Origin of the sequence: Solimicrobium silvestre (assembly GCF_002976435.1) — a bacterium.
GTDB lineage: Bacteria > Pseudomonadota > Gammaproteobacteria > Burkholderiales > Burkholderiaceae_D > Solimicrobium > Solimicrobium silvestre.
On record NZ_PUGF01000013.1, the window covers coordinates 32095 to 48249 of the forward strand.

At 44.2% G+C, this 16155-nt stretch carries 11 protein-coding genes; 2 read left to right on the forward strand and 9 right to left on the reverse strand.

All coding sequences use genetic code 11. The annotated features are described in order from the left end of the window. Positions 1 to 6: 6 nt before the first annotated feature. The 3 genes from S2091_RS13920 to S2091_RS13930 are packed head-to-tail and all read right to left on the reverse strand — an operon-like array spanning position 7 to position 4828. The gene (locus tag S2091_RS13920) at positions 7 to 2838 is read right to left on the reverse strand and encodes an ATP-binding protein (RefSeq protein ID WP_105532554.1); all 2832 of its coding nucleotides are present in this window, start codon (positions 2836 to 2838) and stop codon (positions 7 to 9) included. Between the two features lie 10 nt (positions 2839 to 2848). Then, positions 2849 to 3481: a hypothetical protein gene (locus S2091_RS13925; protein WP_243405422.1), complete on the reverse strand. Its 633-nt coding sequence runs from the start codon at positions 3479 to 3481 to the stop codon at positions 2849 to 2851. A 12-nt stretch (positions 3482 to 3493) separates the two neighbouring features. Continuing rightward, complete coding sequence (locus tag S2091_RS13930; RefSeq protein ID WP_105532555.1) at positions 3494 to 4828, reverse strand: hypothetical protein; 1335 nt, start codon at positions 4826 to 4828, stop codon at positions 3494 to 3496. Positions 4829 to 5279: 451 nt separating this feature from the next. Between S2091_RS13930 and S2091_RS13935 the strand changes: the two genes are divergently transcribed. Then, entirely contained in the window at positions 5280 to 6575 is a 1296-nt protein-coding gene (locus tag S2091_RS13935; protein ID WP_133166917.1) for a hypothetical protein, read from the forward strand. A gap of 105 nt (positions 6576 to 6680) precedes the next feature. Here S2091_RS13935 and S2091_RS13940 read toward each other — a convergent pair whose 3' ends face one another. From S2091_RS13940 to S2091_RS13950, 3 genes are all read right to left on the reverse strand, one after another. Continuing rightward, positions 6681 to 8264: a carboxylesterase/lipase family protein gene (locus S2091_RS13940; protein WP_105532557.1), complete on the reverse strand. Its 1584-nt coding sequence runs from the start codon at positions 8262 to 8264 to the stop codon at positions 6681 to 6683. Positions 8265 to 8420: 156 nt separating this feature from the next. Continuing rightward, the gene (locus tag S2091_RS13945) at positions 8421 to 9581 is read right to left on the reverse strand and encodes a glycosyltransferase family 2 protein (protein ID WP_105532558.1); all 1161 of its coding nucleotides are present in this window, start codon (positions 9579 to 9581) and stop codon (positions 8421 to 8423) included. Continuing rightward, positions 9581 to 10183, reverse strand: coding sequence for a glutathione peroxidase (locus S2091_RS13950; protein WP_105532559.1), 603 nt, complete (start codon positions 10181 to 10183; stop codon positions 9581 to 9583). The genes S2091_RS13945 and S2091_RS13950 overlap by 1 nt, the downstream gene beginning before the upstream one ends. 184 nt (positions 10184 to 10367) lie before the next feature. On the opposite strand from S2091_RS13950, the gene S2091_RS13955 reads away from it, so the two are divergent. After that, a complete protein-coding gene (locus S2091_RS13955; protein WP_243405423.1) occupies positions 10368 to 11255 on the forward strand; it encodes an MBL fold metallo-hydrolase in 888 nt (295 codons plus the stop codon). 29 nt (positions 11256 to 11284) lie between these two features. On the opposite strand, the gene S2091_RS13960 is transcribed toward S2091_RS13955, so the two are convergent. The 3 genes from S2091_RS13960 to S2091_RS13970 all read right to left on the reverse strand — a co-directional run bounded on the left by S2091_RS13960 (position 11285) and on the right by S2091_RS13970 (position 15573). After that, positions 11285 to 12517 carry a hypothetical protein gene (locus S2091_RS13960; RefSeq protein ID WP_133166918.1) on the reverse strand — a complete coding sequence of 411 codons (1233 nt, stop codon included), beginning with the start codon at positions 12515 to 12517 and terminating at the stop codon, positions 11285 to 11287. A 254-nt stretch (positions 12518 to 12771) separates the two neighbouring features. Next, the gene (locus tag S2091_RS13965) at positions 12772 to 13830 is read right to left on the reverse strand and encodes a tetratricopeptide repeat protein (RefSeq protein WP_165794990.1); all 1059 of its coding nucleotides are present in this window, start codon (positions 13828 to 13830) and stop codon (positions 12772 to 12774) included. 756 nt (positions 13831 to 14586) lie between these two features. Then, positions 14587 to 15573: a DUF4265 domain-containing protein gene (locus S2091_RS13970; RefSeq protein WP_105532562.1), complete on the reverse strand. Its 987-nt coding sequence runs from the start codon at positions 15571 to 15573 to the stop codon at positions 14587 to 14589. Positions 15574 to 16155: the final 582 nt, after the last annotated feature.

Sequence of the window (16155 nt, forward strand, 5' to 3'; positions counted from 1 at the left end):
CTGCATTTAGGCTGCCGCTCCTTGCGGGCGACGCTGCAATACAAAAATAGGTTGCGCCCATTCCATTTCTTTTTTCTTTTTACTGGTAATTAACGTTAATTCAGAAGGATCGTACACATCCGTATTATGCGTCAATGGCGTGGTCATAAGATATTGCGCATCGGTGTTTTTTAAGAACTCACCCACCAATTGAATGTTACGAATATCCAAATGGGCGAAAGGTTCATCAATAAACACAAAACCGCCGCTGCCCTCTTCCGACTTTAACAACCCAATCAACAGAATTAACGATTTCATCACTTGCTGACCGCCGGACGCTTCGCCGTCATTCATGCCGATTACGCCTTTGCCGTCGAATTTAAACTTAACATGTAACCCTGCCTGGGCTAATTGCACATCATCGTTTTCCAAGCGTACCGGATCGGCATGCACTTCAATCCCAGCCAATTCGCCGAGTTGCTTAATGTTTTTAGCGTAGATTTTAATGGTATAGCGCAAACGTTCAATGTAAGCACCACGCGCATTCGACGTCGCTTCCATAGCGCGATTATTTTGATAACGACGCTCTTCGGTTTCTGCTTGCTGCCCAGCCAATTGATGATGCAAACGGTGATGTTGATCAACCACGGTGGCATCAGTCTCCCATTCCTCGCTGAGGATATCTTGCTGCAAACTTTTTAAACGTAATTCAACCTGACGCGCGTTATCGTATTTTTCAACCAGACTGTTCAGATAACCAGACTTCCGCCAACCCGCGGGCAGCTTGCTCCAGGTATGACGACTATCTTTAAGCACTTGAGCTTGTGCGCTGCGTTCTTGGGCCAATTTTTGTTCGTTATTCCGGCAATGCTGTTCTGAAACGCTCAAGTGCTTTTGAGCTTCTTGCCATGCAATTTCTGAGCGGGTTTTTGCAACAGTAGCTTGTTTTAATAAATCGCCTAATTCGCCCAATCTGCTGCCCACTTCAGTACGTAATTTTTTAAGCGGCACAACATTTCTGCTGGCTTCGGCAAATTCATCGATTCGTGCATGTAATTCTTTGGCGGCATCAACACCGGCCAAGCGGGTTTTCAAATTACTGACATTACTCGCCAATTTGCTAATGTCTAAAGTAAGCTGATCTTCTTGCTGCTCTAGCTTCAAACAACTTTTTTGCAAAGCGTCTAAACGTTGCGCACGACCTGCTTGCCCAAAACGATAACGCGCCACGTCCACAAATAAAGAACGTCCACCGCGTCGTTCGCTATGAAAGGCTTCTGGAGTAATCCATTCTTCCGCGCCAGACATTTGCATGCCTTGCGCAACAGTATCCACGCGCTGAATCCGTTTTAACTGATCAATTAACCAGCTCGGTACCGGCGCACTAAACTGCACTACGGCCAACAAACTTGCATCTTGTTTGCCATTGATTTTAGGTGCGGCAACCCGTTCCGGCACAATAAAATGCGGGTAACGCTGCTGCTCGGCTAACTTAAACGCTGCGGGTGCGTCGCTGGCATTTTCCAGCAACATCACATAAGAAAAACTTTTCAGAACACCCTCTACTGCGCCCTGCCAACGTGGTTCACTCACTTCGACAACATCGGCCAGCATCACATGCGCTATCTTGGCGTCAGCCATAGTGCGACGCATGCTGCGCACATTTTCAGGGTCAGGCAAACCGGTTTTACTCTGCAACGCAGCGATGGTGCTTTGTTGCTCTGAAATTTTTTCAGTAAGCTGCGCACGCTGTTGTTTTTGCTGGGCTAACTGGGTTTCCTGTTGTTCTAACTGCTGGGTAATTTCAGCAATATCGGTTCCAGAAACAGCGGTCAGTTTTTCTAAGCGCTGCTTTTGTTCCAGTAAATTTTCTTGCGGTTTTAATTGCGTGTTAATTTCGGACAAACGTTTTTGTAGTGCTTTTTCTTCTTGTTCCAGTGTGCCTTCTTGCTGCAAATTGGCCGTAAACTGACGTCCTTTTTCCGCTAATTCGGCACGTTGCGCACTGAGCTGCTGGTCTTGTTGCTGCGCATTCTGTTTGGCAGAACGCAAGCTTTGACTAATGTTTGAATAATGTTTTTTCGTTTCAAAATACTGCAAACTCGGCAAAATCTGTTCTTGCAGATCGCGCCGTTCGCTGTTTTTATTATCCCATTGATGGTAGTTGGCAACGCGCAAGCGCAAGCCTTCCAAATGGGATTGCGCGATGTCTAATTCAGCTTCAAATTGTTGCAGTTCCAGTTCGGTATCATGCTGATGCTGCTTGGCTTCGTCGTAGGCATCCAACACTTCTTTGTCGCCGAATACCTGGAAAACCAAATCCAGCAATTGGCGCGGTGCGTACTCGCATAACTTATCGGTTTCACCTTGCTCCAACGCCAAAACTTTAGCCATCGCGGGAGAAAGCCCGGCGCTGGCCAAACGTTTACGATAAGTTTCTACGCCCAACCAATCGGTTGCGCCCACAACTTCTTCAATTTCCACACAACCGGGACGCATTAGGTATTGACGCTTCCAGTCACCACCGTTTTTTTGAATTTGACAAAACAGCGTGACTTCATCTTCACTAAAAAATCCGGACGAGCGAAACGGCCGGTTAGACAATTGTCGACCAACTGGCTTATTGTCTACCACCGCACGCAGCCAGGCGATAGGCTGACCGGAGTGACGCGCGTAATGTTTATAGGTGCGGCCCATTGAACAATCAAGTCCAAACAAGGTACGCAAGGCATCCAACAAAGTAGTTTTGCCGGAACCGTTTTGTCCGGAGATGGTGATAATTTTGGCGTCGAGCGGAATATTTTTAATCCGCTGCCAATAATCCCAATGTACAAGTTCGAGTGATTTTATGTGGAACATGGTTTTATTCTTATTCTGTTGGATTTAATTTAAAAATATCAGCTAAAGCACCATTTACAATGCGCTCTTTCAGCAGGTCGGTGTCCATCATTAAATCCAGCAGCGGGCCTTCGCAAATCAGGTCGCCTTTGCGTTCAATAAAGCCGAGCCGGTTTAAGCTACCCAAGTTCATATCCATCTTGGTTTTTTTACCTAGCTTGTCGCCAAAGTCACTGAGCAAGGCTTTATAGGAAACACCTACCGAAGTTTCCGCTGCACGTGGCATCGGCTTTTCTTTACCAAACATTTCGGATTGGTCAACGTCGCCATATTGGTGCGAAGCTTGTCTTTCACGCTTAGGCAAAATAATCATCGCCCACAGCACAACCAGCAACGCAACGCCGTCACGTGCCAAACCAAAATTATTGTTTTGCCAGCTGTCGCGTGCGCCAAATACTTTGGATTCCACATCACGCAGCAAGGCTAGCGTGACGTGATCGGCATACACGTTGTCGACAAATTTCATGCCGCAGGCAAGTAAGCGGGCATCGACATCGGCGCGAAACAGTTCATCGGTGATAGCGCGTTTAACTAACTTATCTTCACGTTTTAAGGTTTGATGGGTGATTAAGCGCGCAATTAATATTTGTGATTCTTGATTCATACGAGGCTTATATTAGTTATCTTGTGTTTGGAAAATCAGTTGAGCGTCCGATAAACCAGCCACTTCACTATCTTTAATTGGAATCAATTTATCCGTGAGCACAAACTGCATGGGCAAGCTTGATAAGCGCGCCGCTGCACCTTGCGAAGTGCCCGCGTCCTGGTCGCCGATTAATGGCAACAGTGAAGCGCGATACGACGCGATGGCAAAACTGTTCGGCAGCAAAATCTGCTGTACATCGACGCCTGTTGGCAGCTCTGAATTACTTGGCACACTAAGCTGGTTCAAGCTCGACAACCATGCGTCCAGCTGTGTGTATAAAACCGCGTCATCTTGCACTTGGAATTGGGTGTCAGTGCCGCTTGGCAGCTCTGAGCTTTGCTGGTTGCGCTCCGCAAATAATTCGGCTTCTGCCACATCAATCATTTCTGCCGGGGTCGCAAACAACGGCGTTACCGGCATATCAATTGCGCCATCTGCCAAAGCGGCCAAATCGTCTTGCGCCATCAGCCAGCTCTTAATATCGGTAGTAGACAAACCCGATTGCCCTAGATGCACGCGCTGCCGCTCAATTTGATTCAGCGCGCGAGAAAACATGCCTTGCATATTCAACAGTGCACTTTGTGCCCGGCCGATAGCTTGCGCGGCACGTTGCGTTGCTGCATCTGCGTTGCCATCAGTAGTGATGGCGTAAATAATTTTGGTGCCTTTTTCTACCCAGTCGCAGGCGTTGTTCCATTTGCTTTGCGAAGCACGTAGCCGATATTCAGAACCGGACGCAATCGCATCACGAAACTCTTCCGTCAAATCAACCAGGCGACCTAACAAATGCTGTAGCTGTTCTACCGTAACGCCGCCCAAAGCTTGTGCGCCAGCGACTTGGGTGAGCAAGAACCCCATATCGGCGGGATCTTCGCCCTGCTCGGCACTCTGTTGCGTGCTCAGCAAACTATCTAAGGCAGACAACACATTACGCGCCATCGGTGCCACGCGGTAGACCGAGGTAGCGGCTTCCCATATTAATAATTGGTGCGAGCGCAAACGCGCCAGCACAGTATCTAAACTGTCTGCTTGGAGATACGCCAGTTTGGCGTTAATGTCGGCACGGCTGAAGCTGGATGATTGCGCATCACTCGCCAATTCGCGTAGCACTAATAAACGCACCAATACGCTATCAAAGCCACCGTGAAAAAGTGCGGTGAATGCTTGCAATAAAGGTTGGGCGCGTTTTAACTGATAAACCTGTTCAATATCATCAAAAGAGATCTCAGGTTTAAAGTAGGCTTGCAGTGAACTGCTCGTGTCTTCAGGCTCGTGGCTGTCTATGTGTTCGGTACTATTTTGCATGGACGGTATTTTAAGGTATTTTGCTTGCTGAATTGAAATTGAAAAGCATTAAATTTATTCTAGAATACCCCAGTATTTATATTAAAAATACCAAGTGGAATCAAATTAATACAATGCAAAAATACAATACTACCTAATGTCGATCAAAAAACCATCCTAATAACCACTGGATACGTTAAATATTTTTAAAAACATTAGGGGTATATAAAAACCAGTAATTCCTAAGCGAATATGGCGATATTTTATGCATTTTTCAGAGCAATGATTGTATTTTCAAGATCATCTCCTATAACTAAGCAATAGAAGCAATTCAATTTCCAGAAGGAAATTGACGCAATATCTTATGCCTACATTAATTTAAAACAACATCACTTCATGCATTTCTGCAAAGCCTTACTGTAGTTCCGGTTATCGCCCTTTAGCTATTTGAGTCATTTTTCATCCGGACAAAATGATGCCTAATTCACGCCGATTCGAATACCGCCTTACCACAAGCCAACTTCACGAGCCACAAAACAAACACGTATTGCGACTAGTTTATGGATTAATAATCGTCGCTTTTGCGGCACTTTTTTACTTGATATTCCAAAAAATAGGTATTGAAAACCTGGATGCCTATCAAGTCGTAAAAAAGACAGCCGACAACGTACTGCACAACCCAGCCGTTTTATTCAAATTTGCCACCTATTCCCCATACATCCATTTAATCTTTTATTTGTTTATCCTTGTTACGGTCAATTGGTGGGTTTATATTTTACCTACAAGCTATTCACTTACATTAACCGACGATGAATTAATTTCAAATCATCAATTACCGTTCGGCCTCAATGCCTTAATTCCCGCCATTAGTCCCTTCAATTGGCACATTTCCCTACATGACATAACAGCGGTGGAACTCATTCAAATTCCACTTTTTGGGAAGGCGATGCAGAGACTAACAACGCCAACTTTTGCATTTGTCCGATTACGCATCAGTCAGCGTTCCGGCCCCGTCCGCACCATCAATCCGGCCATGTGGGTTGTTCCTGGCAGTCTTGGGCGTACACCTTTAAAACCAGTTGGTAAGCGAGACTTGTTAGCCGATTTTTTTTCCAATGTCGCCAATAGATGGTTAAAGCCAGAAAATCAGGCTATTTTGCGCGCCGGCTTACTTGATTTACCCATTGCTCACGCACTCAGTGAACGCGGGGTAACGATGTCAGAAGCGGCGCCACACAATATAAAAGAGCACGATTTATTTGCCTGCCGCTCAATCAAGTTTGGCATTATCACTGCGCTGACATTGAGCTCTGCCGCACTGGGAATTTTGCTGCTATGTAAATATCAACACCTGAAATTCGATTTCCCGTTATCGCTTCACTTACTCATTTGCACTACGATCTTATGCGCATTTTTCTTACTCAACCAAAACGATAAATCACGCCCTCCGCTATTGCATACCGTCCTTACTGCACTATGTTTGGTTGGGAGCATGGCAATAGGTGCGCAACCGATAGCCATGTTCTTAAATGGATTTGGCGTTACATCAAATCAATCACAAGACTTTGTAATTCGAGCTGGGAAACTTGAACCGATAGCAAACTTCAGTGGCATCGGTTCAATCAAATTACCTGGAAAAGAAAGTCGTCAGGGTTGGTTGCAAAGCGGCACTAAAGTCACACTGAAAGTCACACAGGGTCATTTCGGCTTATGGGAATATAACGATGAGCCTTTGCGGCAACTAGTTGATGCTCAGGGTATTGAATAGCTGAATAAAAAAAGCGACACTAAGGTCGCTTTTAGCGTCGTCCCTTGCAGGAAAAATCTAGGGATTCACACCTTTAGAGTTGAAGCTAATTCACAACTATTATCATCAAAATCCCACATCGCTAGGAAGCCAGATCGAACAATGGTGAGCAGCAGCAAAAGAAGTGCTGGTAGCGACAGCGCTTGGCGCCAAAGTTAAATAGGTATCGTTGGCAACGGTATAAGCTGGCCAAGCACTGCTGCCTGCTGCGTTAGGATTTCCGGTTTTAGCAAACTGCGACCAAAAACCGATCATTTGAGTTGATAACGCAGTTTGTGCTGCGGTAAAGGGCGAGCCATAGTAAGCAGTGCCACTTGATCCCGGAAATAAATAAGCCAGTTCAGCCGCATGGTAAGCACCAAAACCATCGGTACGCGGCGGCACGTTGAAAAACATCGGCGCATTCGCATCCGCAAATTCATAGGTATAGACAGGTACAACAGTGCTCATCACCTGCGCAATAGAACGACCATTACAAGAAAACAAAAAGTCTGTCATGAGGTCATCAAAAGTCCAGGCTGGCGTAACGGACGAAGTTAATGGATAGACGTACTGAATTAATTCAGCACCGATCGTCGATCCAAAAATACCATTCACGTAGTTAGGATATTCACTGGCCGTCATCTGCCCACCCAGCGTGACATCGATAGAGGTATCAGACAAAACACTATATTCGTGCTGATTAGTACCTTCAATCATCGGCACTTTATTAAAGTTACCGCTAGTCAGCGCACTGGCTATCGTGGTCGGCAACAGCACCAGATCGACGGTGGGCAATTGAGATCCATTGCTTTGAATTGCACTGGCGTTCGCTAGAATTGTGCTAACCGGCAAAGCCAGCAGGCACGCCGCAGTCTGACTGGAACAACCGGCATTGGTCGCAAAACTTTGCCCAGCTGTTTCAGCAGCAGTTAAGGTCAGCGGTTGTAAGCTATAAGAGCCGCTTTCAACAATCGCTTTTTGAAATAGTCCAGCGGCCAGCGGCGAGGCAATTTGCGACAAGGTTGATAATCCGCCCGCAGACTGGCCAAATAACGTGACATTTTTCGGGTCACCACCAAATCCAGAAATGTTGGTTTGCACCCATTTGAGGGCCGCCTGTTGATCCATCAAACCATAATTGCCAGCACTCCCATTTGATGCTGCCAGTGCTGGATGGGTTAAAAAACCTAACACGCCCAGACGGTAATCCACTGTCACCACAATCACACCTGAATTAACCAATGCAGTCGGATCATAATCACTGGCTTCGCCGGTAATCAATGCTCCGCCATGTATCCAAACCATCACGGGGAATGGACCGGAACCCGTCGGCGCAAATACATTCAAGTGCAGGCAATCTTCCGATGTACTCGCTTGTCCAAAAAAAGAAACTGATTGCACGCAGGGAGCGCCAAATGCCGTCGCGGCAAAAGGAGTACTCCAGGCCGTTGCCGGTTGCGGCGCTTGCCAGCGTAAATTTCCGACAGGCGGTGCGGCATAGGAAATGCCCAGAAATTTATTCACGGTACCAGTTGTCGTCCCAACGACAACCCCTTTATCGGTTTGTACCGAAGGTAAAGATCCATTGCTTCCTGACTTACCGCCACAAGAAACTAATAGCAGGCTCGCTAAAAAAAGTGACAACACCACCGACAAATTGATTTTCATACAGTCTCCCTATTTTAATTATTAATCTATTGCACGTAAGGAACATGGATCTCTTCAACCACATTGCTTACTTGCATTTTTTTAAAGAGACTATAGCTACACAAGGCATTTGTCTATGTAACATTTAGAGTGCTTAATCCTAATCTGTCTCCCAGCTTAAATCTTCAACTGCGCTTGCCTCAAGTCACGCAGCGGATAGTGAGTACCGCGCCAATCAATTCCACCACGCAGCAAGGTCAACAAACAACTGCGCCACCACATCAACAGCTCTACCGACATGGCAATTGGGGCAAACAAAAGGCAACGGTATTCCCATTCGTTACGGCGAATAATATCAACACAAAGAGCGCAACTGGCCAGCACAGAAGCTGCGTTTAGCATCCGGGTTACACCATCAGTAACAAACAAGCCGACCAAGGGCCAAAAGCGCAACACCAGGATAAACAGTGTCATTCCGATGAGCTGACTGATCTGGTATGCAAATGCGCAAAAAATATTTTTCTGCAGCCCTTTCACCATCCCCGGCGTATTTTGATACCACTCAACGGTAATTAATTTACTGGTACTTAATACATGCTGGCAATAACCTTTAGCTTTAATCAACTTCCCCAGCATGAGGTCATCCAACACCTGCAACGCAAGCGCTGCATGACCGCCGGACTCTTCATACGCGCTTTTACGCACCATGTTAAACCCGCCAATACCGAGAAAATGCTTAGTCGACGTAGCTACCTTCCAGGGTTTATAGCGCGCTAACACGCCGATCTGAAAAAGAACCAACAGCATTCTCAATAGCTGCGTTTTCGCAATAACTTTAAACAGAATGGCGAGATGATCAACCTGAAACAGCTCACAATAATTGACCGCGCGACTGATTGAACTTGGCTCAAATATGACATCGGCGTCGGTAAACAGCAGATAGCTACCGCTGGCTAATTGCGCACCTTGATAAAGCGCATGATTTTTGCCTAGCCATCCAGGAGGTAATGTGCTCAGATGCAGCACCCGCAAACCGGGGTGCGTCTTTGCAATACGATCCAGAATTTCCGGCGTTGCGTCGGTGGAGCGGTCATTGATGGCGATGATCTCCAGATTCGGATAATCAATCGCCAGTAGTGATAACAATGCAGGCTCTATCGTTTCCGCCTCATTAAGCGCCGACACAATAATCGAGACTTTGGGCGCGTCACCTGCAGGTGCAGATACTGGCGCGGTGTCTTCTAACTGTTTTATTTTCCTGACGCCGATGACTATCTCAAGCGAGATAGCAACGGTAATAAGAAAAACCGTGAGAGAAAGCCAAAATTCAACGCCCATTAATTCACCAGCGCTTTTTCAATCGGGCCGACCAACGTTTCACTTTCTGGCGTAGTAACACTGGTATAGCTGTCGACGATATTGCCTTTGCGGTCGATCAGGTATTTATAGAAGTTCCACTTTGGCGTAGTGCCAGTGGCTTTGATTAATGCTTGGTAAAGCGGATTCGCTTCGTCGCCTTTTACCGAGGATTTGGCGAACATGGGGAATTTCACACCGTACGTGTTATAGCAAAAGTCGGCTATTTCTTTGGACGAACCGGGTTCTTGTTTACCGAAGTCGTTAGAAGGGAAACCCAATACCACCAAGCCTTTATCGGCATATTTGGCATACAACGCTTCCAGGCCTTCGTACTGTTTGGTAAAGCCGCAAAAACTGGCCGTGTTGACGACTAACACGACTTTTCCGGCGTATTGGCACAAATCCTGTTTTGAATCGTCTTGCAGGCGGTTAAATGTGTAATGCAGAATTGCAGGGCAAGATTGCGGTGCCGACTGCGCTGGCGTTGGCGTTTGTGCTGACGGCGTTTGAGCAAAAATGCCAATTGAAAAGAGTGTGATGGCGCAGGCTAAACAGAATTTGACCTTATTGAATATCAGCATAATGTGTCCTTTTTAGACTTGGCTAACAAAGGTGTATAGCTTAGCACTACTCGTATTACTACGTACATTAAGCGTGCATTAAAACAATATTTCAAAAATTGATGCCAGGGGCTACGACCAAAGCAAAATCAAAGAGTTGTTCAGTTACATACTTCATGGTATTTTTTGAACTCACAATAAAATAATGCAACAAACCATTATGACGCCACTTCAACCCCAAATTCATCCCATCTACGACGAAGCCACCGCCACCATCACTTACGTCGTATTCGATGCGCCAAATGGTCACGCTGCAATTATCGACCCGGTTCTCAACTTCCAGGCCAATTCCGCCACTACCGATACCAAATCGGCTGATCTGGCGCTGGCCTTCATTGCGCAACAAGGGCTAACGGTTGACTGGATATTAGAAACCCATGCCCACGCCGACCACCTTTCTGCGGCGCATTACCTGCAGAGCAAAGCAGGCGGAAAAATAGCGATTGGCGAACATATCTGTCAGGTTCAAAAGGTATTTAAAGACTTGTTTAATTTAGAGCCAGAATTCGCGGTCGACGGTTCACAGTTTGATCATTTATTTACTGAAAATGAGATTTTTAAGATAGGCGACTTAAGCGCCAAAGCATTGTTTGTACCCGGACATACACCGGCCGATATGGCGTATCAGATCGGCGACGTAATTTTTGTAGGCGACACTTTATTCATGCCCGATGTCGGCACCGCGCGCTGTGACTTTCCCGGCGGAGACGCGCATATGCTGTATCAGTCGATACAAAAATTACTGGCCTTCCCAGAAAATACCCGACTCTTCATGTGTCACGATTACCCCACCGCGGACCGTTCGGCACAATGGGAATCTTCCGTTGCACAGCAACGCCAGTACAATATTCATGTGAATGAAACTATCGATGAAGCCACCTTCGTGGCTCGCAGAAAAGCCCGCGACGCGACCCTTTCCATGCCGCAGTTAATTCTTACTGCTATCCAGATAAACATTCGCGCAGGGCAATTGCCAACACCGGAAAATAATGGCGTGAGCTATTTAAAAATTCCGTTGAATGCTGTTAGGTAAACAAAGTTGCAACCATAATCTGCCGAAACTCAATCTTCGAAAGCATAGCGAAAATTTCCTTTTGGCAGCATCAATTTCGGTATCGGCTTACCCGCCTCAACCAATACAACATCAACCGGCACGGCATCCGCAGGTTCTTTTGAAGAGTAAGCGTAAATAAGGCGTTTACCTTTTTTGGGGATTAGTTTTGACGGAATATTTTCCGGATTAAGTCCAGCCATAGATTCAAGCCAACTGGCCCGGCCGGTTTCAGGGTTATTTTCGTAAGTTGGATAAATAACCTGAATATCGTATGCCTCACCCGAAAGGAAATTATGGCCCAATTTTAAATAAGTGTTTTGTGGCGTTATTAATACCGATGGCTTTTCGATTTGATGACTCTTAACTGCTTCGTTATACGCCGCAATTTGAATTTTATTGACGTACTGCTGGAACAACGTAGTTTGGTCGATCGTTAGTGGATTAATACCGGTCATTTTTTGTAATTGTGCGGCCATCATCGAGCGATCATTTTCGTCTTCCGATTTAGGTAATTTATTTCCGTGAGCATAGCCAACATAAATAAAAACCTTAGCTTTTGGATTTTGTTTAAAAATACGATCAACCAAATTCTTTGCCATGTAATATTCCCTGGCTCTTTCGGTCGGTTCGTAGCTGATAAATTTCCAATGCGACTGAATCGCTTCCCTCAAAAAATCCGCATACATAGATTCACGGGTATATATTCCAGAATCTTCACTAACATAGCCTTTGGCTAACGGCGGTGTTGACCCCAAATTGGTAAAAGCTTCGCATGCCAAATAGTCGTACCCGATCTTTTTTAATTCTCTTGCCAATAACATAGCAAAGGCGCGGTGCATAGGGACGTGATGCGCTTCATTTAAAATGACGATTTGCCTATGCTTAGCCTCGTTCACTATTACCTCAATCGCATCTTGGACAGTTGCCTCTTGTATTTGATGCTGAATGTCTTCAGTGACCGATGTCTCTCTGGAATTTAAGTTTGATCTGCTATTACTTTTTTTAAGTTCCCTTTCTTCCAGATATTTATTGTATTTTCCATATTGATTCATCGCGCCAAAAACGTCGCCTATCATTGATTCATCACTAGCAACAGATTCAAAGTTTTGGGAAACGATAAAATATTTTTGTCTATCATCCAACGTTTTTGATGCATTAATATCTTCGGCATATTTAATGCTTTTGTTTAAGTCTTTTAGTCGGTCAGTTTTTGGCGATACTTGAAGCGGAGTATCGGGCATTGATTCTGCATGAGTGATTGAAATACTTGTTAGCATCAAGAATAAAAGAGACGCCACACATCGCAAATACTGAGTAGTTTTTGGTAGCGTTTGAAAAAACTGCATTAGTTATTCCCTTAAATAAAATTCAAGCTGATTTGATGTTAAAAAATTGACTGTCTGCCGTTATTTTTATTGCAGCCACCTAAACTCAAAAACATAAACCGTTTTCTAATCGCCGTGATGAAATCATCTTGCCAGATTGCTGGATCAATTTAGGATGCAGATAACTCCATTACATATTTAAGAAAATTAACTGGCGTTTCACTAGTTAACGTTCCTGCCACTTTCGTCACGCGAACCTTCCAAATAAATCCTTTTGCAATCCAAATATATAAATTGTCATTCGTAGCGCGCCCTTGCGGATACACAATAAAAGCATCAGACAATAAATCAATTTTTCCGTTAGCGGTTGGCCAGGATCCTGCAAGACTAATCGTTTTTCTGGGCAAGACTGCTCCTGGCCCGCCAACCGACTTAGCCTGGTTTAAAAGTGAGTCAACCTCTTTGTTTCTTAAATTTTGAATAGCTGGATCGGTAGCTGAGGTAGGCATAGGTGTCAGGCCAGAATTGAACACTGAAATTTCCGCATTAAAATTATCCGGATTCACATAGCTAATTTTTATGCCTTGCCCTGGTTGAGAAAGTTCCAGGTTTTGAATTTGACTGAGTTGATAGTTTTCAACTTTAACTGGAAAAACGATACCGGTCGGCATATGCGTATAAGGCACAAGATTCTGCAACCCAGCATGTTTGGCTTTCAATCCACGGACATATTTTAACTCTCTGGCCGCAGCACTATCGGCGCTACTTAATTCCAAACATTTGAGATAAATAGCCTCTGCCTCATCAAGCCGATTTTGCTCTACATAGACAAAAGCCAATCCACGCCATGCCTGCCCTAAATCTATTTTTTTTGAATTCTCCGGCGAAAATCCCTTTGCGGCCTCTTCTGCCAGTTGGTATGTTTCAAGTGCTTTAGTCCAATTTTTTTGGTTTTGATATCGATTGCCAAGTTCTGATAAAAAATGCGAATTCTTAGGAGACATTTCTAGCGCTTTATCTAAAAACGGATAGGAATCTGCTGGTCGGTGGATTTCAATCAGCGCATATGATTTTAAAAAGAAAGCCATGGACCAGACCGAAGAAACCACTTTAGCGGAGACCTTGTTATTTGCTGCTTCCAGCATGTAGGCTAGCGATTCTGTCGAACTGCGTGCAGAATATATTTTTATTTTTGAATTTCCATATTTTGCTTCGTAGGTAGCGATCACTTTGTCAAAATAATTGCTTATCGCTTCCGCAGATTTCCCGGACGCTACGAGTTTTGCGCCTTCATTGACTAATTGCAGTTGTAGGTTGTCTTCAGCCGAATCACTTTGCGCAACCGCGCTTGCAGGATCAGACGTCGGCACATCTTGAGCCCAGCCAGTATTAAAAAAACAAAAACCGCAAACAGACAGAATTAAGCATTTAATTTTCATAACTTCCTTTAAATTTTAAAGATAACCACATCATCTTTGAAAGCGTGAATATCTCCAGCCTCAAAAATTTCCCTATTTAGAACATTTAGGGCGAAAGAATAGGATTGCTATCGTTTGTCCGAATTTGGCTGTGAGTTCTCATTCACCAAAGCACCCTGACCGCCCGTTCCTTGAATATTGCCGCCACTAATAAAGTTGCATATTCGCATTTCAAATAAGCCACCAATTTGCATACATCAAACCAGCAGCCAACTTAAATGTTCACCATTGTGAAAATGATCGATTGAATCCTTAACTCTAAAAAATACTTTTTTAAACAATGCGTGAATGTTCTGGTGAGGAACGGCGGATTCAACGGGTTGCTGCTGCCAGATGGATTATTACTGCTATGAGTGCCGAGTGCCCTAAACAGCCAGATGGGGTTGCCGACAACGGTCATTCATTTGCTGGATGTAACCTGGGATAAAGTCCCAGCATCAACGGTTACTCTGCCGGGATTTCATTCCAGCCAAGCAGCACATCAAACCTAATCTGATTTTTAACAACTTAATTTAAAGAATCATCAAAGCTACCTTCTATTCGCGACTCACAAGTTTCAACTACCAAAATTATTTTCAGTTCTAAGGCTTTTAGGTCACTAAATAAGGTGCCGTAATCGCCACCGGGCGCAACATCCAGTGCATATAAATCCGAATCATTTCCTTCGTATGTAATGTATTCAGTTTGAACAGATTTAATTACTTCTAAGCGTTCTTCCTTTGTTCCAATGCCCAAAAAAGTTACACGCAAAGTTTGATGCCCTTTTGCTTCTACTAAATTCTTAATAACGGGTATTTCACTAACTGGCGAAATCTCAGCACGAACGATGTCATCAAAGTTCAAGCCAAAGGCACAAAAGGGAATATTTTTTATTTGATAATTCCCATTTCCTAAATTTTTCGCCCAAAATGATTCCGCTCCAATTGTCGCCCGATTCGGCAAATTAACTCTAATCTTAATGAGGCCATTTCTAGTTTCTGTTGAAATAGTTTTACCGGGCTCATTTCTAGTGCTTACTGACATAGACTTCTTATTTGATATTTCCAAACAGTTCGCAGATAAAACCGCTAAAACCATACTTATCAACCATAAAAAAAACCCAATATTCACAGTTATGTTTGACCAATTTTGCCCCGGTTCACCTGTTGGTAATTGATTGATAGAAAGGAATGTGAGGCTCAATATAATTGCCGTCACAGCTGTAAATATTGAGATGGTTTTCGCCTTTTGGCTTATCCCGATCCACGCAATAAAAATTAAAGGATTGGACAGCCACGCAAAACAACCTAAGCCATCAAAAGTTCCTTTTCCTTGCGGAATTGATATTAGCTCAAAAAGAAGTGGAAACCAGCCAATCAATAGGGGATAAAAACCCTGACAATATTGTGCATATGGATTTTGTCCTAGGTGGTATGAAAATGCTGGAGTTACTAGAGAAATTATATAAGAAATGATGCTGATTATTACTAACTTTGATGCGGAAGACTGAGCCATCTAATTTCCTTTTTTTAAATCACTCCAACGGTTAGGTAATCCGAATTTTGTAAATTTAGGAGATGTTATCGTACGTCTGCAAAGTGCCGATTTTGTTGAAAAACTCTTTTTTGGGCGTACTTAAAAATATTTTAGGCGATTAGAACCGTTTAAAAAAATTCCATGTCTGCCCAGACGTCATCGACAATATAAATTTACTGTGTGCTTGCATTTGGATTTAATCGAATATTTATGATCGGTTTTCATGCGTATTTTAATTTGGCCAAAATTTTGATTAACCCGAATTTTGAGTTTTTCAACAAAATCTGCCGGGCGCAGGCAATCACCCTAAAACCGGAACGACTACTTACCTAGCACTCTCGCCCTCCATCAAGCGAACACAGTAATTTAAAAATTAACAAATAGCAACTTTTCTATTTATGAAACCGATATGTGGCACAACTGACCCAAAACTCAGCCAGAAAGCCAGTCATAAACTTAATTACTAACGAACTGACTCGGTCGCATTTAAATCCATTATTAAAATACGAAGTGGTCGTTTTCAACGTCGATTTATCGCTTTTTTGATACGAATGCACATTA